Below are 24,620 nucleotides of genomic sequence, written 5' to 3'. Positions count from 1 at the left end.
AATAACATGGACAGATTTAAAAATGCAGACGGAAAACCGGTGCTGCTTAAGATGGTGAAAGGTATCCAGGACAGTAAAGCATATCTTGGAGAAGTAGATGGCCTGATTGGGGACGGAGACCACGGGATGAATATGAACAAAGGGTTCACGGTGTTCGAGACAAGGTTCAAGGAGAAAGACATCAGCTTTTCGGAAGGGCTTGACGAACTTGGCATGATTCTGCTCAACGAGATAGGCGGATCCATGGGTCCGATTTACGGGACGATCTTCATGGACATGGCAGAAGCCGGAGAAGAGGCCGAAGAGATAGGCCCGGCTGAATTCGCGGATATGCTGGAAGCAGGTCTATCTGGCCTGTGCGGCATCGTAGAGGCGAAGGTAGGAGACAAGACGCTCGTAGACTCGCTTGCCCCGGCGGCAGAGGCTGTCAGAGATGGTGCGGAGGCAGGAGCCGGGTTCGCTGAGATTCTCGATAAGATGAAAGACGCAGCGAGAGCAGGGCGGGACTCCACCAAAGATATGGTGGCCAAATTCGGGCGATCCAGCCGCCTGGGAGAGCGGTCACGTGGGGTGCTCGATGCCGGTGCGACATCATGCTGCATCATCCTGGAAGCGATGGCGGACGGGATAAAAGAACTGCTCTAGGGACACCCGGAATTGAAAAAGGGACAGGGCAGCGTCTCGTTGGGGACGGGGGAAAATGAATTTTCCCCCGTCCCCAACGAGACGCTGCCCTGTTTGATTATATCAGATAACTTATGTTTAATAAAACTATTTTCTGATTTGTACTCGAATACAAAATAGTATACTGATATTTGGGCTTTGGCATATTGTGATATTATTGACATAATGTTACGATGAATCCAACAAAAAGCAGCGAGGCTATTGCAAGAAGTTATTATTTTTGCAATGGCCTTTTTCTTTCCAGGGCAGCTGCATGGGAAGAAAGTGCTGCGGCTTGCCGTAACAGTAAATCATTAAATGGAGGTGTATTGTATGTCAGGAATGTATGAAATCGAATTAAGCAAAGCAACGGAAGTCTTAATCAGAGAGACGTGTAAGCTTCAGGAAGGAGAGACGCTTGTCATCACTGCGGATACAGAGAGCGATTTGCGTCTTGTGACAGAGGTGGCAAAGGCAGCTTTTGCTGCGGGCGGCAAACCTATGATTATCTGGACGGCTTCTCCGCTTGGACCAGGACAGATGGTGGATGGCTTCCTTCCATCGGAAGCGATTCTCGGAGCACTTTTAAAAGCAGATGCATGGCTGGAATTTAACAGGGAGTATTTTCTGTATTCCAATACATATGAGAAAGCGATGCAGGGTAATCCGAAGCTTAGATATCTGGCTCTTCCGGGCACTACGACGGATGTATTCATCCGCCTGTACGGAAGAGTTGACCAGAGGCTTCTGCGGGACTTTGTAGAACTGGTGGCGGAAAAGACGAAGAAGGCAAAGCACGTCCGTCTGACATCTGAACTGGGACAGGATGTAGAGTTTGACAATAATCCTGAATGGCCGGTAAGAGGCGAGACCGGATACTGGGACAAGCCGGGAACAACGATGCTGAGCGGACAGATTGCATGGACTCCTGTGCTGGACAGTATCAACGGAGTACTTGTATTCGATGCATCTTTAGTTCCGCAGATAGGAGTATTATCCGCACCTGTAAAAGTGTACCTTGAAAAAGGTGTCATCACGAAGGTAGACGGCGGAAGGGCCGGAAAAGAATGGGAGGCATTCTTGAAAAGCTTTAACCATCCACAGATGATGAGGCCTGCTCATGTATGCTACGGATTCCATCCGGGCGCCAGAATCAGCGGACAGAACGGTGAGGATGAGAGAGTATGGGGATGCACCCAGTGGGGATTCGGAGCAATCGGAAGCTTCCTTGTCCCGCCGAACGGCGTACCGGCTCCATCCCACACAGACGGTATCACTTTGAATACATCCGTATGGCTCGACGGCGTGCAGATTACCGATAAGGGCAAAGTGATAGACCCAGAGCTTGCAGAACTGGCGAAAAAGCTCGGCAAATAGGCAGACTATGTCTGCAGGATGCGGCGGAGCGCCAGCGAGATAGAGATGTTACTGATTCCCGGGACAGCAAAAGGATCATAACCGAGGAGAGCCTGAATCTTTTTCAGCCGGTAGTATACCGTGTTGCGGTGAAGATACAGAAGCTCGGCACTTTTCTTTACATCCAGCTGCGCGTCTAAAACCATGGTCTCAAGTATGGAAAGCAGAGAGGTATCCTCCTTCAGCGGCTCCAGAACGAGAGGCCATGACGGGGAGTCAGAATTAGCCATATGGTTCAGGCACGACAGGCACGTCTCAAGAAAATATATATGCGATGTTGTGTAGTAGCCTTCCAGCGGATACACCTTGTGGGCGATGGATTTGATATTGCTGATCAGCTGATAGGCTTCCGGAATCTTTTTCCAGGACGCCACCTGATCATAGATGAAAAGAGAGCAGTCCGGACAACAGATGTTCCATTCCGCCAGGAACGCTCCGGCAGCATAGCGGAGATCTTCCGGACCGGAATTCTGCCCGAACAGCAGAATCCAGCTGTTTTCATAAAAGCCGTAGTAAATGGGAACAGCCACGTCTGAAATCGATTTCAGACAGTAGGAAAGGACGGATTTATTCTGCCCAAACAGCATAAGATTGGCGTCCGCAGGATCGTCCGTATCCGGAGAGATGACCCATATGGCGGAGGCTTCGCTGAGCGGAAGGCTGTTCCTGGAAGAAAGGTAATCGCAGTATTCATAATTGTTCGTGAAAAGTGCGCAGAGCACCTCATCCTCCCGCACGGCATGGGAAGATAATTCGGATTTTACCATATAGCTGCGGACAGTCTGTGCCAGCATGTTCATGAAAAAGTAGGAGATGTCGTTTCTCTCTGTCACAAAGAGAAGGCTGCAGGCAGTACTCTGAAAAGATATCTGGCAGCTGCTGACCGTATATATCGTATGATCGTCCGGCAGAAAAGAATCAGTCGCGACAGAGGCGGATACTGTATCACCAGTATGCGTGCGGCGATACCACTGTACGATACGGGGAGCCAGATCCTCTCCCTCTGCCTCCGGGGATGTAGAAAGCTTGGGGCCGGTGCAGCTAAGAAGCCGGAATCTGGAGTCCAGTATCATAATCATACCGTTATAATAATGGCCGATTTCATACAGCAGATGTTCCAGCTCACCGTGCTGTCTGTCGGAAGCAGTAAAATCCAGCAGCAGTTCGGGGAGAGCCAGTTCGTCGTCCAGAGTCATCTGGAATATGTAATTGGCGATATCGTGTATGACATCTGCGTACACAGAAGGACCTTGCGGAGCGATGGAAATAATCGGATATTTCAGCTCGTCGGCTATCCTGAGAAATTCGGTATCAAGTTTGGGTAATATTTTTCCGACATAAAACAGGATAAGGCCGGATGTGTCTGCCTTGTCCAGCTCATATAACAGAGCACACTGCTTATCTGTGTTGTTACGTATGGAAACGAGAGTGGAGATCAATAGTTCGCCACTCGTCAGATAAGAAGGTTCTATATCGTCGACATCTGTCGTCTCGAGCACAGATATGGCAGAGACGGCGCGGTCAAGGCCGCTCGTTCCGGCGACGACTGAAGCGTACTTCAGCGCGGGTAGCGAGAGGCAGTTAGAGACATGTATCTTCACTTTTACCACCTCGATCAGTAGTTTGATATGACAGCCTATAACGTGATATTAGATAATATACTTTATATCATAATTGACAGAATATTGCAATGTAGGGTGATAATCATTAGTTGGGAAAAAGTGGAAATGAAAGGAGGAAATATGAAAAAGGGCATTAGTTTTTTATTGATACTTGCAATGTGTGTGACTATGCTGAGTGCCTGTTCAGGCGGAAATGAGGCATCCAAAGATTCTGCGAAGAGCGGGGGAGGGGCCGGTCAAGATAAAATTGTGCGTATCATGTTCTCGAACACACCTTACCTGGATCCTGCGGTAGGATCGGATGAGGCATCCACGGCTGCCTTTCCGAATATATACGATTCACTCGTCGTGCCCACCCACGACGGTGATACCGAACCGTCCCTGGCCACGGAGTGGACCGTATCAGAGGATGGTCTGACATGGGTGTTTAAGCTGAGAGATGACGTCAAGTTCCATAACGGAGAGCCGCTTAAGGCCTCTGATGTCGTATTTACCATGAACAGGCTGCTTACGATTGGAGAAGGCTTTGCCTATCTGTTCCAGGGGAAAGTGAAGGAGACAACTGCTCTGGACGATTACCAGGTTCAGTTTACGCTGAGTGAGCCGTTCGGTCCGTTCCTCTCCACGCTTGTAAGGCTTTATATCGTAAGTGAAAAGGATGTTATGGATAATCTAAGCGACGGTAATTATGGAGAATTCAAAGACTACGGCAAGGCCTACCTGAATGAACATGATGCAGGAAGCGGTCCGTACCAGGTTACAGAATATGTATCTGGAGACCATGTATCAGGGACGAAATTTGACGGTTATTTTGATAAGTTTGACGAAGGAAGTCCGGAGAGCTTCAAGTTCATGGTGTCTCCTGAATCGGTCACAGTCAAGACGATGATGTCAAGAAAAGAAGTAGAGATAACGGACATGTTCCAGCCTATGGAAGCATTTGAAGAGTTGGATAAGATGGATGGAGTAAGCGTGATGAAGTTCTTTGGCGGAAGCATGATGTATCTTACCATGAACAACAAGAAGGCACCGACAGATGACATTCATTTCAGGAAAGCAATGGCATATCTGGCGGACAGAGCTAATATGGTCGAATCCATCTTCCCTGGCTCCAAGGTGGCTGACGGGCCTGTTACACAAGTGCTGGCCGGTTCCCTTGACGAGAAGCTGACGTATGATTACAGTCTGGAAAAGGCGGAGGAAGAGCTGAAGCTGTCCAAGTATTACGATCAGCTTGACGGCCTTGACTATACGATATACTGGGTGGCAGAGACACCTGACAGAGAAAAGCTTGCGCTGCTTATCCAGTCGGACGCTGCAAAAATAGGACTGAACGTAAATGTGGAAAAAGTTCCATGGCTTACATTTGTAGAAAGCGCGGCAACCCCGGAACAGTCTCCAAACAGCGGAACCATACTGACAACCCCGAGCTATTCAGAAGCAGGGTCACAGCTCGTCGCCTCCTATCTGTCGAAAGAGATTGGAAGCTGGGAGAGCCTGGACTGGTATAGTAATGATAAAGTAGATACGGTAATAAAAGATGCTATCTCCACCATCGACAGGGAGGAAAGGCTTAAGAAATATGAAGAAGCACAGAGGCTTATCATGGAAGATTATGCAACCGTGCCACTATTTGAGCTTGTAGAAACCCACGCCTACCAGAGCGGGTATCTCTACTGGGAGGCAGCAGACCGTGCCGAGAAGGGAGAGAGCGTAGTACCTGTAATGGGGTATCAGTATAGCCTGAAGGGAATGAAATTCCTGGATGAATGATGCTACATAGATGAAAGTGTTTCCGACGGGGGCAGAGGGAGAGTTCCCCTGCCCCGTTTCATAAGGAAGTACGCCATTAGAAGGAGCAGTATAGTATGGTTAAAACAATTGTAAAAAGGTTATTATGGTCGATATTTGTGCTCCTCGGCCTTTCTATCATAATTTTCTGTATTCTGCGCATTGTACCCGGTGATCCGGCACGGGTGGCACTCGGTCCGAAAGCATCGGAAGAAACGGTAGAAGCTTACAGGGAGGAAATGCACTATAATGAGCCTCTGCCGGTCCAATATGGATATTGGCTGAAAGATCTCGTAAACGGGGACCTCGGAGACTCTCTCGTGACAAGAAGGCCGGTAACGCAGGATCTGAAAGACTTTCTTCCTGCAACCCTGGAGCTTGTCCTCCTGGCCGGTCTGCTGCAGATTGTGCTCGGCCAGGTGATCGGGGTCGTGTGCGCCGCGTTCCACAACCGCTGGCCGGATATACTGATCAAGATTGTCGGCTACATCGGAGTTGCCACTCCGGCGTTTGTAATGGCGGTCTTCGGGCTGCTTATATTCGGCTACTGGATTCCCATTCTGCCATCTATCGGCGGACGGCTGAGCGGAGGATTCACAGTGCCAGTCGTGACGAACTTTATGCTCATCGATACGCTTCTGGCGGGGAATATGAAAGCATTTGCAGATGCGTTCGGCCATATACTTCTGCCGGCACTGTCACTGTCTATCGGCTGCATGATGCAGGAAGCCAAGATGACGCGGGCCAGCATGATAGATAACAAGGGAAAAGATTACATAGCAATGGCGGTCACCCAGGGTGTGCCAAAGAGAATCATCAATTCCAGATTCTTGCTGAAACCATCCATTATACCGACAGTAGCTATCATGGGGCTTGACTTTGCCTCGCTCTTTGGCAATGCATTCCTCGTGGAACAGATATTCAACTGGAACGGGCTGTCCAGCTACGGAATCAATGCCATGCTTCAGAAAGATCTGAATTCTGTATGCGCGGTAGTGCTCGTATTCGGTCTTGTATTTATTCTCGTCAACGTTCTCGTGGACCTCATCGTGGCATGGCTGGATCCGAGAATGCAGCAGAGAGTCTCGACGTAGAAAGGGGAGGCAGCATGAGAGAAAATAAGTTCGAAAGTATAAAGAGAGTCTGGTACAGGCTTTCAAAAAATATACCCGCAGTCGTTGGGATTGTCATAGTGGCCCTTGTGATACTGGCAGCCATCTTTGCAAAGCAGATTGCGCCATATCCGGATCATGACGGCGCCTATGTCAACTTTGCGGAAGCTAATGTGGCTCCATGTGCACAGCACCTGTTCGGGACAGACAATATGGGAAGGGATGTGTTCAGCAGGCTGCTCATCTCTCTGAGAAGCGCGCTGCTCATGGGTATACTTGTCCTGGCCATATCCGTGCCGGTGGGATTCATTCTCGGGGTAGTGGCAGGGTATATGAAAGGCTCTTTCGTAGAAGTCATCATCATGAGAGTGACGGACATCTTCCTATCCATACCTCCGCTCGTCCTGGCTCTGGCGATAGCTTCGGTCCTTAAGCCGAACCTGACGAATGCCATGATAGCCATAACAATCATGTGGTGGCCGTGGTATGCCAGGCTGTCATACAGCATCTCATCATCCCTGAGGGCTGAAAATTATGTCATATACGCAGAACTCACGGGAGCAGGTGCCCTCCACATTCTGACGAAGGAGATTCTTCCGAACTGTATCTCGCCGGTGCTCACGAAGATGACAGTAGACATGGGCCTTGTCATCATGATGGGGGCCACGCTTGGGTTCGTAGGGCTGGGAGAACAGCCTCCGGCGCCGTCGCTTGGCAATATGATTGCGGACGGCATCAAGTACATACCAGGACAGTGGTGGGTAACGATATTCCCGGCAGTATTTATCATAATCATCGTGCTTGGATTCAATCTGATCGGAGATGGAGTGAGCGCGTTGTTTACAGTGGAGGAAGCCTGATGGAGAAGAAGAATATATTATCAGTACAGGATCTGAAAGTGTCATATAAAGTGTACGGCGGAAAGAGCAAGGTCGTAAATGGCATCCATCTCGACGTACCAGAGGGCGGCAGGGTCGGTCTTGTGGGAGAATCGGGCTGTGGTAAGACGACAAGCCTTAAGGCAGTGCTCGGCATCCTCCCGTCGGCAGGGATACTGGAGGGCGGAAAAGTAATGTTTGACGGGAAAGATGTCCGCGGGATGTCCAGAAATGAGATAGACCTGTTTCATAGAAGAGGGGCCGGCATGATATTTCAGGACCCGTCTGCTGCGCTGAACCCGGTATTTACCATCGAAAAGCAGCTCGTGACAGGATTGAGATATTCTTTTGAGCATAATGTGGACAGAAAAGAGGTCTATGAAAAGGTGATACAGGCGCTCAACGACGTATCGCTTCCGGATCCGGAGAGAATCATGAAGAGCTATCCGTTCCAGCTCTCCGGGGGCATGAGACAGAGGGTATGTATCGCCGCTTCGCTCGCGGCAGATAAGAAGCTCCTGCTGGCTGATGAACCGGGGACGGCCCTCGATGTGACGATACAGGACCAGATACTTCGTCTCATCAATTCACTTGTTGAGAAGAAGGGGCTGTCGCTCGTCATGGTGTCCCATTCCATCGGCGTCATCCGTGAGGTGACAGATTATGTATATATCATGTATGCGGGAACGATTGTGGAAGAAGGCAGGACGAAGGTTGTATTTCACAATCCGAAGCATCCGTATACGAAGGCCCTGATGGAATGTGTTCCAAAGCTTACTGGCAACGGCATATCCAGAGGTATCGAGGGACGGATACCGGATTACCTCAACCCGCCGAAAGGCTGCAGATTCTCGCCGAGATGCGTGCATGCGACGGAGGAATGCAGGAACAGCGTACCGGCTATGGAGGAGGCCGAGGACGGTCACAAGACGGCATGTTTTATGTTCAGGAGGCAGACGGTATGACAGAGAAGAAAAAAACATTGGAAGTGAAAAACCTGAAGAAACATTTTCCCATTAAAAACGGCAAGGTTGTCAGAGCCGTGGACGGAGTGGACCTGGAGATATACGAAGGAGAGACGCTCGGACTTGTGGGAGAATCTGGTTCGGGTAAGAGTACCATCGCCTATATGATCGTGGGCATGTATAAGGCGAGTGACGGCAGTATCATATACAATGGCGAGGACTTGACGAAAAGAGGTATCAAAAGGACGAAAGAGCAGAAGGGCAATATCCAGATAGTATTCCAGGATCCAAGTTCTGCGCTCAACCCCCGCAGGAAGATTAAGAAGAGCCTTGAATTCACGTTAAAGCTGCACGGAGAAGTGGACAAGGGCAATCTGGGGGAAAAAGCGGAAGATCTGCTTGAGATGGTCGGCCTGCCGAGAGAATTCGGAGAGAATTATCCCCGCTCCATCGGCGGCGGCGAACGGCAGCTTGCCTCGGTGGCGAGAGCCATGGCCGCCAACCCGTCCCTTCTGATTCTGGATGAGCCGACGAGTGCCCTTGATGTGTCGGTTCAGGCAAAGGTCATACGGAAGCTCACAGAACTGCAGAAGGAGAGGAACTTATCATATCTGTTTATCACGCACGACTTGAGCCTGATGCGTAATATCGCGACAAGGGTGGCTATCCTGTATCTCGGGAAGGTGTGCGAACTGGCACCGGCGGAGGACTTCTTTGAGAAGCCGCTGCATCCGTATACACAGATGCTGCTGTCCTCTATCCCGGTGGCGACGGATGAAGAGGAGCTGCTGCGGCCGGAAAAGGTCGTCTCTACAGGTGAGATTCCGAGTCCTGTAGATATCCCGCCAGGATGCGCCTTCCATATGCGCTGTCCTGACAGGATGGATATCTGTTCAAAGGAACTTCCGCAGATGACGGAGGTGAAGAAAGGACACAGCGTCTGCTGCCACAAATACTGTGTGCAGAAGACAGCAGCAGAAGCCCAAGAAGAAGAGAAGGAGGTATCGTCAGATGAAAAATGAATTGGTACAGATTGCACAGAAGCTGTTGAGAGATCTATATGAGATGAAGCAGGGAGAACTGCTCGTCATCACAGCGGATACGCTCAGTGACGCAGAGGTAGTCAAGGCGACAGAGGAAGCCGCACAACTGCTCGGCATCCAGTGGGCGACCCTCTGGATTCAGGCACCGGGCGGGGTTGCAGTGGCAGCAGACAAGGATATCCCGGGAGATGGCATATCCGCGCTACTCATGCGGGCAGATGCCTGGGCAGAATATAACAAGATGTGGATCTATGGTTCTTCTGCATACAATGAGGTGATGGAGAACAATAAGAAGCTCCGCCATATGTGTCTGACCGGAGCGACAGGAGATCTCCTTACGCACTGCATCGGCGATATCCGTTACGATGCGCTGCAGATGTTCGGAGAAAAGCTGGCGGCTAAGATCAGCCAGGCCAGGAGTATGCGGATGATAACCGCAAAAGGAATGGACATCCGTTTTGAGAATAAGAAGGAGAGGCCGATTCTGAAAGAGCTTGGTAACGCGGGTAAGCCGGGTACGAACATGCTGCCGGGCCAGATCGCGTGGACGCCGTGTATCGAGAGCGTCAACGGAACACTTGTATTTGACGGGGCTCTTGCGCCGGTGTGCGGCGTGCCTGAGGAACCGGTAAAGATAACGGTAAAGGACGGAAAAGCAGTCGAAGTGACAGGAGGAGCAGAGGCGGAGGCATATGACAGATGGCTTAAGAGCTTCGGACACCCGCAGATGTTCGGAATCTCCCATACAGGGCTTGGCATCAATCCGGGAGCTGTACTGTCGGGAGATATCCTGCAGGATCAGAGAGTGTGGGGGTCTGTTACCTGGGCGTTTGGAAGCATAGGAGGCAATCTCGTTCCGCCGGACGGCGTAGCCGGCCCTTCTCATTCCGACTGCGTGGCGCTTGATGCAACGCTCATAATAGACGGCAGGGAATTCTTCCGCCATGGGGAAGTGGTGGATGAAGAGTTTACAGAGCTGGCAAGGAAGGTCAGGGAGCAGTAGCGATGGTAGATGAAGTCTTGAGACAGTTCCGTTCTCTTGCAGACATACCAAGAGCGACATTTCATGAAGAGGCCTGTGCGGAGTACATCGCCCGCAAGGGAATCGAGTATGGCTGTAAGGTAGAGCGTGACGGGAAGAACAATGTAATGATAGACAAGCCTGCACATCCGGGGCATGAACATCGGCCGCTAATCATACTTCAGGCCCACATGGATATGGTGTGCAAGAAAACGCCTGGCTGCCTATATGACCCGCTTCAGGACGGCATACGTCTTGTCGAGGATGAGGGTAAGATAACCGCAGATGGTACGACCCTTGGGGCGGACAATGGAATCGGCGCGGCCATCATTTTGGAAATTCTGCATGGCCTGGTGCCGTGCGGCCCTGTGCGGGGGATATTTACCGTAGAAGAAGAACAGGGTATGGGAGGCGCCAAGAGCCTTGACGCCTCCTGGCTCAAAGGAGCATATTTTATCAGTCTGGACTGGACATCCACACATACAAGCTGCATCGGATGTGCGGCCAGCCGTGTCATCCAGGTGAAAAAGAACCTCAAGTGGTGCCCGCCAAAGCATGACACTGCATTCAGGCTGGAGCTTAGCGGGCTTCCGGGAGGACATTCCGGTCTCGATATCGGCCAAGTCAGGCACAATGCAATCTGTGAGATGGTTCGGATACTACAGAATATCCAGCTGCTTGGCATCCATATAGAGCTGGCTCATATGGAAGGCGGCACTGCTGGAAATGTCATTCCCGACTCCTGCAAGTGTACCGTGGTCGTGACGATGGATAAGGCGGATGAGCTGACAGAACTGATTGAGGATATGGACAGCCATCTGGATACGGTCAGCCGATTGGAGAAAGGGAGCGTCCGGCTTACTGCTTACAAAGCAAAGCAGCCCGGGAAGGTGTTGGTGCATAAGTGCATGAAAGAGGTGCTGGACTTTATCCAGTCAGTTCCGGGCGGCGTATTAAAGCCTCTGCCCTATGACGGGGGACCAGTCAAGCTGTCGGCAAACACAGGAAAAGTGTCTGTGGATGAAGATATGAGCCTCTTGATAATGGCCCGGGGAGACGATGAGCAGCAGCTGGATGCATATTATTCCAGAATCCAGTATCAGGCGCTCCGCTACCATATGATGCCGGAGCAGATATCCAAGGAACCAGGCTTTACATCCGGGCCGGACGGGAAGCTCATTCGTAAAGTGTGCGCCATCTACAGAGAGCAGAACGATGAAGAACTTGTCTTAGAGGCCGTACATGCCGGCCTGGAATGCGGTTATTTCAAACAAAAGAATCCGGAACTGGAACTGATCGTGCTCGGAGCCGATCTTATTGATATCCACACGACCGGAGAGACGCTATATACAGACCGTCTGGGGGTGCTGTGCAGCCTTCTGGCGGAGCTGCTTGGCACATTTGAAGAGTAAAAAAGGGACAGGGCAGCTGTACACTTATTGATGAGGAGAAAAATGAAAAAAAAGATTTCCGGAGTTACCTCCATTGACTTTTTTTGTATCGGTTTTGGTGCAATTGTTGGTGTTGGATGGGCCGTTTCCATCAATAGCTGGATGGCAGGCAGCGGAGGCCCCTGCCTGCTGCATTCGGCTATACGCTTGCACTGATTATGATGATTCCCGTATCATTATGTTATTGTGAGCTTTGTGCGATGCTGCCCGTATCGGGTGGTGGTATGGCGTATGCCTTTCGGGCATTTGGCGACCGTATATCATTTATATCCGGATGGGCTGCATTTGGAGCTTTTATAACGATTATCCCCTGGGAAGCCATATATGTTGTTGACATTTTAAGCATACTCATACCGCAGCTTAAGTCTGGAGAACCTCTTTATACTTTGGCCGGAGCTGATATCTATATAGGTCATATTGTTGTAGGAACGGCTATATCCATATTGCTTTATTTTATAAACAGGCGGGGAGTCTCTACTTCTGCATTGCTGCAGAGGGTGCTCTGCTTTGCGCTGGTAGGCGCAGGCATTCTAGCTATGATATGTGCACTGTTAAAATTTGATCTGTCAAATTTGTATCCGGTATATGATAATATCGGTTCTGATCCACACCACTCATTCATCGGGGGAGCGTTATCAATCCTTGCGTCAGTTCCCTTCTTTCTCGCCGGATTTGAAACGATTCCCCAGGGAATTGAAAATGCCGGAGGTAATGTAAAATCCGTAGGAAAAACGGTTATCCTGACGGTGTTTCTGTCTTGCTTGTTTTACGCGCTGCTGCTGGTGACATTAGGCGGTGCGTATCCGTGGAAAAAATTCATCAGATTTGGGAGCCCCTCGGCTGCGCTTCTTTTTAAAGAGATATACGGGGGACCTGCCGGCACATTTTTGTATCTGATAATATTGATAGGGGCGATCTGTGGTCTGCTCACCACGTGGAATGGCTTTATGATGGCTTCCTCTCATATTCTTATGGCAATGTCACGTGTTAGTATCGTACCAAATCTGCTGGCCAGACAGGACCCTGAATATGGCACCCCTATACATGCCCTGAAGGTCAGCCTTGCCGCGTCAGTTCTAGGTCCCTTCCTTGGAAGCGGACTGATTGGTTCATTAACTACGTTTTCAGCGGCCGGTTATGTTATCAGCTGGATGATAACGGCTTTCTGCCTTATAAAGCTCAGGCGGACAGAACCAAAGCTTCGACGGCCATACAAGATACCGGGCGGAGTAAAAACAGCCTGGTTCGCCGTTATCGTCATGGCTGTGCTTATGGTGCTTCTGTTCGTTCCCGGACAGCCTGTGTACATAGGGGCTACTGCAATCTGCCTCTTTGCAGGATGGATGTGTGCAGGTATAGTGCTATATGTTCTGGACTACAACCAGAGAAAACGATACTCCAAGCTCAAAAGAGCTTCGTTTTTATTTGCAAGCATGGCAGCAACAGATATAAAAATGCCTGCATTTGTCGATATGCCCGGAGATGACTATAGAATTGTATCTTTTGTTGTACCAAAAGATGCCGGTTATGCCGGGCAGAGCCTTGCAGAACTTTCCTGGGGCAGAACAAAGAGCATTTTTATCATAAAGATTGAGCACGGAACTGAAATGCTGATGCTGCCGTCCGGCAACGCATGTATATATGAAGATGACAGAGTCTTTGCGATGGGGGTTGAAAAATCTGTCAAAAGGTTCTGTGAGAGCTATGACATCGGCTTGAAATACACGACAAATACGCTCAAGAACTTCATGGGGTTTGGGGAGATGGAAAAGCAGTCTCCGCTGACATGCATAGAGATAAGAGTAAACGGCATGGAACCATATTGTGGCCAGCCTATAAAAAGCACAGGCATCCAATCGAAAGAACAATGTATGATTATCGGAATAGAGCGAAACGGTGAATCCATGCAGATGCCAGATGCAAATATGATTATTGATGTGGGAGATATCCTATGGGTAGTGGGCGCAGATGCCAATGTAAATCATCTTGCGTCAATGAGCGTCCCAAAAGCCATTTAAGCTTATGGGGCTGAAAAGAAGAGGGTATCGCAGAACCATCATATAAGTTGATGAAACGGTACCCTCTGCCCGATGATGGGCGCATTATGCCTTTATACGATTCCCCCGTCATTGATAGCAATTATCCTGCACGGGCAGGCCTCGATACCGACTATCTTCAGCGGCAGCATAAATATGAGCGCGCGTCCGCCCTCTATCTTGTCGAGATTCGTAAGAGACTCGACCATGGCAAGATTATGGCGGAACGCAAGGTTGTGGTTCGGCTGGTCCGGGACGTTGAAGTTCTCCAGCGAGGTTGCGTCGGTTCCGATGGCTTTGATCTTCTTTTCTGTTATGAGCCATTCCATGGCATCACACGCTATGTAAGGATACGGTTCCCATTCTTCGGTGCGCCAGTTCTTGTCAAGGCCCGTGTGGAGGAATACGATATCTCCTTCCTGAATCTTGTCTCCATATGCCTGGAATTCCTCAAGAGACATGCAGTCTCCGGCCTTCTTATCTGTGAAGTCCAGGACGGCTGCCTCTCCGATCAGGCTTGTGAGAGGAAAGGTGGCTGCATCCAGCCCGCCCTCTACATGGTGGAGCGGGAATTCCACATGGGTGCCGCAGTGGGTTGAGAAGTTCACGTCTCCTGATACATACCAGGTGCCGGGGCTGTGGGGTTCGCCCCGCTCTCCGAGGATGTCCACGTCATATACCCATGTCTGCAGGTTAAAAGGTTCTTCTCTTGGAATCATGCGGTGGCTCAGTTCCACTATTTTGCTGAAATCTACTTTCATACGGTTCTCTCCTTTTTATTGTCTGGTTCATGTACGTGCCATTTTGTGGCAGCGGTTTACTTCCGGAGCAGGTCTGCCCGTTTCTTCATGGTCTCCTTCAAGTCATGGTACAGCTCTTTGTAAAGTGCGTAATACCGGCTGTACTGTTCGTGATGTGAGAGGTTGGGGCGGATGGGCACATCCATGGCAATCCAGCGCTCTATCAAGCTGTAATCACTTATCTGTCCGGATCCTATGGCTGCGAGGAAAGCATCGCCGAGGGGCGCTTCGGCGTCCTGTACAGGCGTGCATACGGGAAAGCCGGTGACGTCTGCGAAGATCTCCTTCCAGAGGCCGGAGCGGGCTCCTCCGCCGACAAGCACGATCTTGCTGATATTGGACATGGGTCCTGTCATGCATTCCATGATATGCCTCAGCGAATAAGCCACGGATTCCAGGACAGCCCTGTATATGTGGGCCCTCGTGTGCGAGAGCGTGAGCCCGAACAGTACCCCAGTGGCGTTCTCATCCCATATAGGCGTCCGCTCTCCCATAAAGTAGGGGAGCGCGATAAGGCCGTCAGAACCGGGGCCTGCCTTGGCATCCCGGACTTCTTTTTCCAAAAGCTCATAAGAGGAAGAAGAGTCCTGGCCGAGAAAATTCTGGGCAAACCACCTTGGAAGCGCGCCTGCAGTGGATGCGCCGCCGTACGTGTAGCTCATTGCGTCCGGCTCTATGCAGTAAGGCATGGAGATGAGGTTCGGATTGCCGGGCTTTGTACGGTGTATAAAGCCCCAGTTCAGGGAAGTGCCGAGTACGGCCGCATTGTCGCCGGGCTTGGTGATTCCCGCGCTGAGCATAGAGGCGATACAGTCTACAGTGCCGGCGCAGAACGGCACGGGACGGCCGATTCCGAGCTTTTCCTGATACTCCTTGTTCAGCGTTCCTACTATCTCTTCCGGCTTGCAGAATCTAGAAGGAAGAGACGCGAAAGGGATACCCAGTCTGCAGCACATATCTTGGGACCAGGTATGTCTTTCATAATCGTATATGCCTCCCACATTCCCGGCGGAACAATAGTCGACCGCCAGTTCCCCGGTCATTTTGCATATGATATAACTGTGGATCGGGACGATATGCCGGATTCTGGCCCAGGCGGAAGGCTCATGCTTCCGGACCCAGAGCAGCTTTGTATATCCGAAGTAGGAATCTATGCCATTGCCGGATGTGCGGAAGATATCTTCTTCTCCAATCAAAGCGCGCAGCTCCCGGCTTTCATCCTCTGCCCGGCGGTCCATCCAGATGATGGAAGGGCGTACCGGGACCATATCCTCATCACACATGGCTCCGGTCCCTCCGTACAGCGCGCTGATGCAGACAGCCTCTATGCTGTCGGTGGATGGGAGGTGTCCTGTGACGGCACGTATCGCCGACACGGCGGCATCGAGCCACACATCGGGGTGCTGTTCGGCCCAGTTGCCGCGGGGCTTGCTCAGGCCGTAAGAAACGGATGCCTGTGCGTGGATGGTGCCGTGTACGTCGGCGGCTACTGCTTTCGTGCTCGATGTGCCTATATCACATCCGATAAATAACTGTCTGTCCATATCGCATCCTCCTGTCACAGCGCCGCTTCCTCTAGTTCCTTCATTCCGATTCTGTATTCTTCTTCAGAAGGAGTCTTACCGTGGAAGGCGACGACATTCTCCATGAATGAGACTCCTTTGCCTTTGACCGTATGGGCGATGATGGCGGACGGCTGCCCCTTATGGCTGCGGGCGGCATCGAACGCCCCGAAGATGGCGTCGAAATCATGTCCGTCTATCTCGATCGTATTCCAGCCGAAGGCCTCCCATTTTGCTCTTATGTCAAGCATGTTTTTCACGTTCTTCGTCTCTGCGTCATTCTGCAGGCCGTTGACGTCGATGAGCGCGGTGAGGTTATCGAGATAGTAGTGCGCTGCCGTTGCCGCGGCCTCCCATATCTGGCCTTCGTTCAGCTCACCGTCCCCAATCATGCAGTATACGCGGCCTTGGTGCCCTTGATAGCGGTTGGCCAGGGCCATGCCGTTGGCGGCGGAAAGGCCGATGCCGAGAGAGCCGCTTGTCATCTCCACGCCCGGCGTCTTCTTCATGTCCGGGTGACCCTGCAGCATACCGTCGATTCTCCGGAAGGAAGTGAGAAGCTTTTCCTTTGGGAAGAAGCCGGCATTGGCTAGCGTGGCGTAAAGCGCCGGCGCGGTGTGGCCTTTGGAGAGGACGAAGCGGTCCCGTTCCGGATCTTCCGGGGCCGCCGGATGATAACGCATCTCGTCGAAGTAGAGGGCGGTCAGCATCTCTACCATGGAGAAGGAGCCGCCGAGATGGCCGGAACGGATATTGTAAACCATCTCCAGAATATCTCTGCGTATTATAGTTGCCTGTGCTTTCAGTTCTTTTATATCTCTGGACATCATTAACCTCCTACGCTTTCATGCTGATTGCCCGTCTTGCCGCGTCGACGATATGGTCCGCGGTGAGGCCGTACTTCTGATAGAGTTCTTCCTGAGTACCCGATTCTCCGAAGCAGTCCTCCACTCCGACACGGATGACCGGTACGGGACAGGTCTGTGACAGATACTCGCTTACCGCGCCTCCGAGCCCTCCTGTGACCGAGTGGTCTTCGACGGTTACAAAAGCTTTTGTCTTCCTGGCCCTGTCGGTCAGCAGATCTTCCGGCAGCGGTTTGATGGAATAGGTATTCAGGACAGTTGCGTGAATCCCTCCGGAGCGGAGAGCGGAGGCTGCAAGGAGGGCCTGCTCTACCATAAGACCGCAGGCTGCGATAGTGACATCGGAGCCTTCCCGCAGGACATCCGCCCCACCGGGGAAAAAGGACTTGTTTTCATCAAATATGTCTTCTGCCAGATCACGCCCGAGCCTGAGATAAGCAGGCCCCTCATGCTTCAGCATGGCCTCCACGGCAGCCTTTGTCTCGGTCACGTCAGCGGCCGCATATACCTTGAAGTTAGGCAGGGCGCGCATGACGGCGATGTCCTCCAGCGCCTGGTGGGTCGCCCCGTCCTGCCCTACGCAGAGACCGCTGTGGGTGGCGATGATCTTGACGTTCAGATTGGGATATGCGACCGCCTGGCGTATCTGCTCAAATGGCTTCTCGGATACGAACATGGAAAAGCCTACGATTACAGGAAGAAGGCCTGCGGCTGCCATGCCGGCTGCCGTACCAATCATGTCAGCCTCGCTGATGCCGACGCCGAACATGCGGCCGGGCCAGGCTTTGGTGAACCCTGTCAGTTTCAGCGCCCGTGCGGAGTCGGCATTCAGGACGACCAGGTTGTCATAGTCTTCGGCACTTTTCATGACGGTGTCGATAAGCGTAGAGCGAAATGATTTTTTCATAAATGATAGTCCTTTCTAAAAAATATTTTGTAAAATTTAGTTCATGCTCCAATTATAGAATATAATAAATGGATTGTAAATACTGAATAATGCACAACATATTGCGAAAATTAATCGAAAATAAATGTATAAAATAACTAAAATATAGAGATAAAACAGAAAATAAACTCCAAAAATAACGTGTTGAAAGCGGAGCAAAACTATGGGATAATAAGACTAAGATGACAGAATGGGAGAAAAAGCAAATGGGTATGATTGAAAATGGACGTAATATTCTGGCGACGACAAGGTTTCTTCTGCCCAGCCTGACGGCGGCAGAAAAGAGAGTGGCAGAGTTTGTCCTGGCATCGCCAAAGGAAGTTACCAGGATGTCTCTTAAAAAGCTTGCGGCCAGATGCGAGTGCGGAGAAGCCACGATTGTCAGGCTCTGCAAGACGATCGGGATATCGGGATATGCAGAGTTCAAGAGCCTGCTGGAAGTGCAGCTTCAGATGCCTGCCATCCAGGAGGAATCCGTGCGCCTGAGTACCGGGCAGGGGATGGGAGAAATCGTGGCGAGAGTGTTTGAACTGAACATACTGAACCTGCGCAGGACGCTTGAGGTGGCCGCGGTGGAAGAATATGAAAATGCATGTGAAGTGCTCTCGACTGCTAATAAGATATGCTTCTTTGCCATTGGCGACGCCATGTTTCCGTGCAGCTATGCGAGCCTGCGGTTCAGAAGGATCGGTTACGACTGCTATGCGGACAGTGATGCCGATGTTCAGATCGTGAATGCGTGCAACATGAAGGAGGGGGATGTGGCGATTGCCATCTCCCACAGCGGCAGGACCAAGCAGGTGGTGGAGGCCATGCGGATCGCGAAGGGCCGGGGCGCCGTCACGATATGCATCACCAAAGCAGGAAAGTCGGAGCTCACGAAGTATTCGGATATCGTCCTGTACAATGTGACGACGGATACGACGGTGGACAAGGAGATCATTGCCCGCAGGGTAGCCGAACAGGCTATGCTGGATGCGGTGTACATGGGCGTGCTGCAGAAGATGGAGTCTAATTCGTTTGCGAGATTGCAGGAGGTTTCGGAAAATCTAAAGGTGAATAAATTGCCGGATAAAAATGTGTAAGGTCGAGGAAAATCTGGGAGGAACAATCAACATGAAGTATAAAGCGAAGGATATTGCCCGGGAACTGGGAGTATCCCCGGCTACCGTATCCCTGGTTCTTAACAACAAGCCGGGGGTCGGTGAAGAAAAAAGAGAAGAGATCATGAAGAAGATTATAGAGCTGGACTGTGAGTATCTTTTGAAGGACGGGGGAGTCAAACGGGGAGATATAGGCTTTGTCATATATAAGTGCGGCGGGGCCATCGTAGACGAATACCCATTTTTCAACTATCTGTCCGAGAGCCTCAACAAGGCGATCGAGAAGAACAGCTATACGATGACCATGATGTATCTGGACAAGAACATGCCGCTGAATGAGAGGTATGTCGCGCTGGAGAACTTCCGGTATGCCGGCTATATCGTCTATGCGGTAGAGATGTATCCGGAGGACATGGAGATCTTCTCCAAGCTCAATGTCCCGTGCGTATTCATTGACAATCCGTTTCCGACGCTGGCGGTGGACACGGTTACGGTGGATAACTACCTCGGGATATACCAGGGGTTTGAATATCTGTACCAGATGGGGCACAGGGAGTTCGGCTATATCAAGAGCAAGGTGCCGATCCTCTGCTTCGAGGAGCGGATGCAGGCATTTGAGGACTGCCTGCGGCGCCGGGGGCTTACGTTCGACGCGGAACGGATTATGGAAGTGGGATATATGGAATCGGAGACGGAGCGTGACGTGGGGCGTTATCTGGACAGCCATGCGAAGCTGCCCACTGCCTTCCTTGCGGATAATGACCTGCTTGCATGCCGCGCGGTACAGGCCATGAAGAAGCGTGAGATAAAGGTGCCGGACGAAGTCTCTATCGTCGGGTTCGACAACCGGCCTATCTGTTCCTTTACGGATCCCAAGGTCACGACAGTGCAGCTGTCCGGCGATGAGATGGGTGAGATGGCCGTTGAGATGCTCATGGAAAAAATGAGCAACAAAAGGAAACATACGGTAAAATATAAGCTTGGTACAAAATTGATTGTAAACGAAAGTGTGAAGAAATTAGTATAAATCAAGGCGGCTGAAAATTTAGTAGTGTATTTACTAAAATTAATTTAGTAAATACACTACTTTTTTATGTGGAATTTAGTTGACACGACAGGATAAAGATGATATAACTTGGTTATAAAGTCAAAAAACAGAGGGAAATACGTTAAAAGTTAGTCAAAGTGCTACATTTCTCAAAATATTTATAAATTGTTCGATAAATTTAGAAAAAATAATTTAGTCAATAATTTATAAAAAATTTACTAAATAGCGATTCCCCGTGACTGAAAAATTTAGGAGAAAGGAGGAACGTTTCAAGGAGGCTTTGCAACATGCAAAAAGCAGAGGTTAAGTTTGAAAGGAGAAAATTATGAAAAAGAAAATGGTTAGTTTATTATTGGTCGCAGCTATGGTATTGGCCATGGCAGGATGCGGGAGCAAAGACGAAGGAAAATCTGATGCAAAGTCAGAGGAAAAGAAGACGGAGGACACACAGGAAGCTGCAAACGCGAAAGCTCTTGCAGACCAGGAGTTTGATACGAGCTATGAGCCGAAGAAAGACGAATACAAGATCTACTGTACATACAAGTTAGTACATGCATGGTATGACGCGATCGAAGTCGGTGTCAAGGCAGCCGTAGCGGACTTTAAGGACAGGGGCGTAACGATTGATTATGAGTGGTATGCACCGGTTGAGCCGGACGCGGTTGACCAGGTCAACTCGATCGAGACTGCGGTAGGACAGGGATATGACCTTGTCGCGGTAGACGTCAACCAGATCGAGACGACACAGCCGGCGGTTGACGATGCCGTAGATGCGGGGGTTAAGGTTGCGCTGTTTGCATCTTCTGACATCCCGGATTCCGAGAGGTCATTCTTCGTAGGAAATAATGACAACTACGGAGATGGTGCTGCAATTGCCGAAGCAGTATGCGAGAAGATGGGCAAAAAAGGCAAGATAGCTTTCCTGTCAGGAACGATCGGGGCATCTTCCCACGAACAGCGTCTGGAAGCTTTCTACGATACCGTTGAGAAATATCCGGACATCGAAGTGGTCGATGACCAGAGAGACAATGACTTCGTAGAGAAGGCCATCGAAATTACAGAAGCATGGATGCAGGCTTATCCGGACCTTAATGGTATCCTTTGCAACAACATGTCCAATCCGGTAGGCGCATGTCAGGCCGTAAAAGATGCAGGCAAGAGCGGTGAAGTAATCATCGGCGGTATGGATCATGACCTTCGTACGTTCAACTACCTGAAAGACGGTACGTTATATGTTGCCCAGGTACAGAACTGCTACGATATGGGATACAAGCTCATCTACAATGCTGTGAAATGTATCGACGGCGAAGACGTAGATGAAATCACAGACGTTGGATCTACATCTGTATACCAGGATCAGGCAGACGAGTACATCGACATGCTGTTTGGCGAAAAATAAGCAGAAATAAGCTTCGCTTGGAAGCAGGGAGCATCTTTTGAAAGGTTATATAATTCCACGCGATTATGTAAGCATGGTTGCGTGGAATTTTTATACCTTGGCGGCAGGAGCGCACCCGCCCGGAATGCATGGATTACGGGCTGCCCGAAGGAACATGCCTGTCTGCCGGGAGCCACCCGTGCCCAGGGTTCGGGCCAGAGATGAGGAAAGAGAAGAACTGTAGCACGAAAAGGCAGCACGAAGGATTGAAAAAAAGGTAGAGGAAGTGAATAAGTTGAGCGAATTCGTAATTGAAATGAAAGGGATCACCAAGACCTTCCCGGGAACAAAAGCGCTGGATAAAGTCGACTTGAGCATCAGGCCGGGCGAGATCCATGCCCTGCTGGGAGAAAACGGTGCAGGTAAGAGTACACTGATGAATGTCCTCACCGGACAGTACATCATGGACGAAGGCGAGATCTTCATGGACGGCAGACCGGTCAAGATCTCATCCCCTAAGGATGCCTTTGGCAAGAATATCGTATTAGTTCCACAGGAACTGAACCTGATTCCCGAAGCTACGATCGAGGAAAATATTTTCCTCGGGAATGAGAGAGCCAAAGGAACTTTGATTAACTGGAAAGAGACACAGAAAGAAGCAATCGAATTATTGAAGATTTTAAATGTTGAGATAGATGTGACGCGTAAAGTCAAGACGCTGTCTGCTGCGTACCAGCAGCTCGTGTCTATTGCGCGGGCACTCGCCTATTCGCCGAGGGTGCTGATTCTGGATGAGCCGACGGCGGTACTGACGAATAAAGAGGCCGTATCCCTGTTTGAATCCATGCAGAGGTTAAAAAAAGAGGGGACGGCAATGGTATTCATCACCCACCATCTGGACGAAGTGCTTGAGCAGGCGGACCGCATGACGATCATGCGTGACGGGCAGCTCGTGAAAGTAGCGGAAGTCAAAGATATGACAAAAGAAGATATCATTACCAGCATGGCGGGCAAAAAGGTAGAACAATCCAAGCACATAGCAAGAGAAGTGTCCGGCGAAGTATTCTTTGAGGCAAAGGAGCTGAACCGGGAAGGGGAGTTCCAGGATGTGAGCTTCCAGGTGAAAAAAGGAGAGATTCTCTGCGTGGCAGGGCTCGTAGGAGCCGGCAGGACGGAGATATTCAAGACGGTTTTCGGGATTACCCAGAAGGAGCCGGGCGGAAAGACGTTCGTGGAAGGAAAAGAAGTAGACATCAAGGATCCGAGGGTGGCAATCAGGCTCGGCATGGGATATGTATCCGAGGAAAGACGGCATGACGGCATCACGCCGGGCATGTCGGTGCTTGAGAATATGATGCTTCCTTCTTATGACCAGCTGAAGAAGAACGGCCTAATCAATTTCAAAGAGGCATCCCGGATTGCGGATGATTACATCGGCAAGTTTAAGATCAAGACTGCAGGACAGGAGCAGCTTATCAAGAACTTAAGCGGCGGCAACCAGCAGAAGGTCATCGTTGCGCGCTGGATGGCCAAAGGCATCAAGATGCTCATCATGGATGAGCCGACCAGAGGTATCGATGTCAATGCCAAAGGAGAGATCCATCAGCTTGTCAGAGAGCTGGCGGATAACGGGGTGGCAGTAGTTGTCATCTCTTCCGAGATGGAAGAGGTGCTGGCGCTTGCAGACCGCGTGATGGTCGTACACCAGGGAAGAATCAAAGGATATATCGAAGATGTAGACATGACCACAGAAGAAGATGTTCTGAAAGTGGCATTTCAGTAGGAGGGAATATGACAATGGGTAAAAAAATGATTGATTTCTTTAAATCGACTGCAGGGATGGTACTTATTGTAACAATTCTTGTAGGTATCGCGGTTCACGCTGCCACAGGCAACTTTTTCACGGCATATAACATCAGCACGCTGACGCGTGCAGCTTCCTTTATCATCATCATCAGTTTCGGACAGACGATCGTGCTCCTGACGGGAGGCATCGACCTTTCCGTGGCGGCCATCGGATCTGTCAGCAGTATGTTTGCGGCTACATTTATGGTCGAGATGGGGATGAACTCTTATCTTGCAATTATCGTATCTTGCCTGCTGGGTGTCGTATTTGGCGCGGTCAATGGATTTTTCATCGCTTATCTGAAGATTACTCCGTTCATCGTTACGCTGGCGACGGGGGAGATATACAAAGGTATCGTATACATCATCACGAAGGGCATGCCTATCGTGGGCGTCCCGGAGGATGCGCAGTTTATCGCAAACGGCGTCATCGGGGATATTCTGCCGACGATCGTAATTATCATGATCATCATCTGTGTCATACTGACCATCATGCTCAGACGGACCAAATTCGGCCGTCACATCTTTGCGCTTGGCGGCAACCGGAATTGTGCAAAGATCGTCGGCATCAAGACCGAGCGGGTAGAGATGATGGTGTACTGCTTAAGCGGGCTTCTGGCGGCTACGGCGGGCGTGCTTATGACGTGTAAGCTGGCGTCCTTCCAGGCGAGTATCGGAGCCAACTGGGTCATGCCTTCCGTAACAGCTTCGGTCCTTGGAGGAACGTCCATGACCGGCGGTATCGGAGGGGTTGTCGGCACGGTAATCGGTGGTCTCTTAAGCGGCACGATATCCACATCCATCACGCTGATGCGTGTGTCATCTTACTGGGAGACGGTTGTTACCGGCGGCGTCGTTCTTATCGCGGTCGTCATCGATGCTATGAAGGAAAACCCGGTAATGCGTGAGAAGATGGTGCGTATGTTCAAGAGAAAATAATCCGTGTGATACATAGACAGAACGGGTCAAATAGAAAGGACGGTAATATGGAAAATCTAAAAGCATTGGCTTACCAATTAAGAGAAACCGTAATCGACATGATCGTCGAGGGGAAGGCCGGCCACATCGGCGGCG

21 protein-coding genes and 1 pseudogene are annotated in these 24,620 nt (G+C 50.6%); 17 read left to right on the top strand and 5 right to left on the bottom strand.

From position 1 onward, the window contains the following. The first annotated feature begins 6 nt into the window (after positions 1-6). Both dhaL and HJV72_RS17465 read left to right on the top strand, forming a co-directional pair. Positions 7-645 carry a dihydroxyacetone kinase subunit DhaL gene (dhaL, locus tag HJV72_RS17470; RefSeq protein ID WP_208072938.1) on the top strand — a complete coding sequence of 213 codons (639 nt, stop codon included), beginning with the start codon at positions 7-9 and terminating at the stop codon, positions 643-645. Positions 646-996: 351 nt separating this feature from the next. After that, positions 997-2,040 carry an aminopeptidase gene (locus HJV72_RS17465; protein WP_243765692.1) on the top strand — a complete coding sequence of 348 codons (1,044 nt, stop codon included), beginning with the start codon at positions 997-999 and terminating at the stop codon, positions 2,038-2,040. Between the two features lie 5 nt (positions 2,041-2,045). Here the strand turns inward: HJV72_RS17465 and HJV72_RS17460 are convergent, their stop codons facing one another. After that, on the bottom strand, positions 2,046-3,680 hold the full coding sequence (locus HJV72_RS17460; RefSeq protein WP_208072936.1) for a PucR family transcriptional regulator: 1,635 nt from the start codon (positions 3,678-3,680) through the stop codon (positions 2,046-2,048). A 141-nt stretch (positions 3,681-3,821) separates the two neighbouring features. Between HJV72_RS17460 and HJV72_RS17455 the strand changes: the two genes are divergently transcribed. The 9 genes from HJV72_RS17455 to HJV72_RS17415 all read left to right on the top strand — a co-directional run bounded on the left by HJV72_RS17455 (position 3,822) and on the right by HJV72_RS17415 (position 13,980). Further along, the gene (locus tag HJV72_RS17455) at positions 3,822-5,474 is read left to right on the top strand and encodes an ABC transporter substrate-binding protein (RefSeq protein WP_208072934.1); all 1,653 of its coding nucleotides are present in this window, start codon (positions 3,822-3,824) and stop codon (positions 5,472-5,474) included. A 95-nt stretch (positions 5,475-5,569) separates the two neighbouring features. Continuing rightward, positions 5,570-6,586, top strand: a complete 1,017-nt coding sequence (locus tag HJV72_RS17450) for an ABC transporter permease (RefSeq protein WP_066580195.1) — start codon at positions 5,570-5,572, stop codon at positions 6,584-6,586. Positions 6,587-6,600: 14 nt separating this feature from the next. Beyond that, positions 6,601-7,464, top strand: a complete 864-nt coding sequence (locus HJV72_RS17445; protein ID WP_066580192.1) for an ABC transporter permease — start codon at positions 6,601-6,603, stop codon at positions 7,462-7,464. Further along, positions 7,464-8,447, top strand: a complete 984-nt coding sequence (locus HJV72_RS17440) for an ABC transporter ATP-binding protein (RefSeq protein ID WP_066580190.1) — start codon at positions 7,464-7,466, stop codon at positions 8,445-8,447. Before HJV72_RS17445 ends, HJV72_RS17440 begins: the two co-directional genes overlap by 1 nt. Then, positions 8,444-9,469, top strand: coding sequence for an ABC transporter ATP-binding protein (locus HJV72_RS17435; protein ID WP_208072932.1), 1,026 nt, complete (start codon positions 8,444-8,446; stop codon positions 9,467-9,469). Before HJV72_RS17440 ends, HJV72_RS17435 begins: the two co-directional genes overlap by 4 nt. After that, complete coding sequence (locus tag HJV72_RS17430; RefSeq protein ID WP_208072930.1) at positions 9,459-10,493, top strand: aminopeptidase; 1,035 nt, start codon at positions 9,459-9,461, stop codon at positions 10,491-10,493. The genes HJV72_RS17435 and HJV72_RS17430 overlap by 11 nt, the downstream gene beginning before the upstream one ends. Before the next feature lie 2 nt (positions 10,494-10,495). Beyond that, the gene (locus HJV72_RS17425; RefSeq protein WP_208072928.1) at positions 10,496-11,923 is read left to right on the top strand and encodes a M20/M25/M40 family metallo-hydrolase; all 1,428 of its coding nucleotides are present in this window, start codon (positions 10,496-10,498) and stop codon (positions 11,921-11,923) included. 42 nt (positions 11,924-11,965) lie between these two features. After that, positions 11,966-12,118: a hypothetical protein gene (locus HJV72_RS17420; protein WP_208072927.1), complete on the top strand. Its 153-nt coding sequence runs from the start codon at positions 11,966-11,968 to the stop codon at positions 12,116-12,118. A gap of 2 nt (positions 12,119-12,120) precedes the next feature. After that, positions 12,121-13,980 (top strand): amino acid permease, encoded by a 1,860-nt coding sequence (locus HJV72_RS17415; RefSeq protein ID WP_208072925.1) that lies wholly within the window; start codon positions 12,121-12,123, stop codon positions 13,978-13,980. A 92-nt stretch (positions 13,981-14,072) separates the two neighbouring features. Here the strand turns inward: HJV72_RS17415 and HJV72_RS17410 are convergent, their stop codons facing one another. Genes HJV72_RS17410 through HJV72_RS17395 form a run of 4 tightly spaced genes read right to left on the bottom strand, consistent with a single transcriptional unit; the run spans position 14,073 to position 18,133 of the window. Continuing rightward, positions 14,073-14,759 carry a cyclase family protein gene (locus tag HJV72_RS17410; protein WP_208072924.1) on the bottom strand — a complete coding sequence of 229 codons (687 nt, stop codon included), beginning with the start codon at positions 14,757-14,759 and terminating at the stop codon, positions 14,073-14,075. A gap of 56 nt (positions 14,760-14,815) precedes the next feature. Further along, positions 14,816-16,342 (bottom strand): FGGY-family carbohydrate kinase, encoded by a 1,527-nt coding sequence (locus tag HJV72_RS17405; RefSeq protein WP_208072922.1) that lies wholly within the window; start codon positions 16,340-16,342, stop codon positions 14,816-14,818. 14 nt (positions 16,343-16,356) lie between these two features. Beyond that, complete coding sequence (locus HJV72_RS17400; protein WP_208072920.1) at positions 16,357-17,187, bottom strand: transketolase; 831 nt, start codon at positions 17,185-17,187, stop codon at positions 16,357-16,359. Positions 17,188-17,197: 10 nt separating this feature from the next. After that, positions 17,198-18,133, bottom strand: a complete 936-nt coding sequence (locus HJV72_RS17395) for a transketolase family protein (RefSeq protein ID WP_066580174.1) — start codon at positions 18,131-18,133, stop codon at positions 17,198-17,200. Positions 18,134-18,378: 245 nt separating this feature from the next. Between HJV72_RS17395 and HJV72_RS17390 the strand changes: the two genes are divergently transcribed. The 6 genes and pseudogenes from HJV72_RS17390 to HJV72_RS20390 all read left to right on the top strand — a co-directional run. Then, a complete protein-coding gene (locus tag HJV72_RS17390; RefSeq protein WP_208072918.1) occupies positions 18,379-19,257 on the top strand; it encodes a MurR/RpiR family transcriptional regulator in 879 nt (292 codons plus the stop codon). Positions 19,258-19,288: 31 nt separating this feature from the next. Next, positions 19,289-20,302, top strand: coding sequence for a LacI family DNA-binding transcriptional regulator (locus HJV72_RS17385; RefSeq protein ID WP_066580172.1), 1,014 nt, complete (start codon positions 19,289-19,291; stop codon positions 20,300-20,302). Positions 20,303-20,648: 346 nt separating this feature from the next. Next, a complete protein-coding gene (locus HJV72_RS17380; protein WP_066580169.1) occupies positions 20,649-21,722 on the top strand; it encodes a substrate-binding domain-containing protein in 1,074 nt (357 codons plus the stop codon). Between the two features lie 265 nt (positions 21,723-21,987). Then, positions 21,988-23,484: a sugar ABC transporter ATP-binding protein gene (locus tag HJV72_RS17375; protein ID WP_242868251.1), complete on the top strand. Its 1,497-nt coding sequence runs from the start codon at positions 21,988-21,990 to the stop codon at positions 23,482-23,484. Positions 23,485-23,498: 14 nt separating this feature from the next. After that, positions 23,499-24,485 (top strand): ABC transporter permease, encoded by a 987-nt coding sequence (locus tag HJV72_RS17370; RefSeq protein WP_066580166.1) that lies wholly within the window; start codon positions 23,499-23,501, stop codon positions 24,483-24,485. A 47-nt stretch (positions 24,486-24,532) separates the two neighbouring features. Beyond that, a pseudogene (locus HJV72_RS20390) lies at positions 24,533-24,620 on the top strand (transketolase); the annotation flags it as partial.

This window comes from Extibacter sp. GGCC_0201, from assembly GCF_017566055.1.
Taxonomy (GTDB): Bacteria; Bacillota; Clostridia; order Lachnospirales; family Lachnospiraceae; genus Extibacter.
Note: the sequence above shows the minus strand (reverse complement) of the source record. Positions and strands in the feature narration are given on the sequence as shown.

What these genes read in the sequence shown, in the direction of transcription:
- HJV72_RS17455 (WP_208072934.1), top strand. Translation starts at nt 3,822, where the DNA reads ATGAAAAAGGGCATTAGTTTTTTATTGATACTTGCAATGTGTGTGACT.
- HJV72_RS17430 (WP_208072930.1), top strand. Translation starts at nt 9,459, where the DNA reads ATGAAAAATGAATTGGTACAGATTGCACAGAAGCTGTTGAGAGATCTA.
- HJV72_RS17445 (WP_066580192.1), top strand. Translation starts at nt 6,601, where the DNA reads ATGAGAGAAAATAAGTTCGAAAGTATAAAGAGAGTCTGGTACAGGCTT.
- HJV72_RS17400 (WP_208072920.1), bottom strand. Translation starts at nt 17,187, where the DNA reads ATGTCCAGAGATATAAAAGAACTGAAAGCACAGGCAACTATAATACGC.
- HJV72_RS17425 (WP_208072928.1), top strand. Translation starts at nt 10,496, where the DNA reads ATGGTAGATGAAGTCTTGAGACAGTTCCGTTCTCTTGCAGACATACCA.
- HJV72_RS17410 (WP_208072924.1), bottom strand. Translation starts at nt 14,759, where the DNA reads ATGAAAGTAGATTTCAGCAAAATAGTGGAACTGAGCCACCGCATGATT.
- HJV72_RS17395 (WP_066580174.1), bottom strand. Translation starts at nt 18,133, where the DNA reads ATGAAAAAATCATTTCGCTCTACGCTTATCGACACCGTCATGAAAAGT.
- HJV72_RS17405 (WP_208072922.1), bottom strand. Translation starts at nt 16,342, where the DNA reads ATGGACAGACAGTTATTTATCGGATGTGATATAGGCACATCGAGCACG.
- HJV72_RS17450 (WP_066580195.1), top strand. Translation starts at nt 5,570, where the DNA reads ATGGTTAAAACAATTGTAAAAAGGTTATTATGGTCGATATTTGTGCTC.
- HJV72_RS17380 (WP_066580169.1), top strand. Translation starts at nt 20,649, where the DNA reads ATGAAAAAGAAAATGGTTAGTTTATTATTGGTCGCAGCTATGGTATTG.
- HJV72_RS17435 (WP_208072932.1), top strand. Translation starts at nt 8,444, where the DNA reads ATGACAGAGAAGAAAAAAACATTGGAAGTGAAAAACCTGAAGAAACAT.
- dhaL (WP_208072938.1), top strand. Translation starts at nt 7, where the DNA reads ATGGACAGATTTAAAAATGCAGACGGAAAACCGGTGCTGCTTAAGATG.
- HJV72_RS17465 (WP_243765692.1), top strand. Translation starts at nt 997, where the DNA reads ATGTCAGGAATGTATGAAATCGAATTAAGCAAAGCAACGGAAGTCTTA.
- HJV72_RS17420 (WP_208072927.1), top strand. Translation starts at nt 11,966, where the DNA reads ATGAAAAAAAAGATTTCCGGAGTTACCTCCATTGACTTTTTTTGTATC.
- HJV72_RS17415 (WP_208072925.1), top strand. Translation starts at nt 12,121, where the DNA reads ATGATGATTCCCGTATCATTATGTTATTGTGAGCTTTGTGCGATGCTG.
- HJV72_RS17385 (WP_066580172.1), top strand. Translation starts at nt 19,289, where the DNA reads ATGAAGTATAAAGCGAAGGATATTGCCCGGGAACTGGGAGTATCCCCG.
- HJV72_RS17390 (WP_208072918.1), top strand. Translation starts at nt 18,379, where the DNA reads ATGGGTATGATTGAAAATGGACGTAATATTCTGGCGACGACAAGGTTT.
- HJV72_RS17440 (WP_066580190.1), top strand. Translation starts at nt 7,464, where the DNA reads ATGGAGAAGAAGAATATATTATCAGTACAGGATCTGAAAGTGTCATAT.
- HJV72_RS17370 (WP_066580166.1), top strand. Translation starts at nt 23,499, where the DNA reads ATGGGTAAAAAAATGATTGATTTCTTTAAATCGACTGCAGGGATGGTA.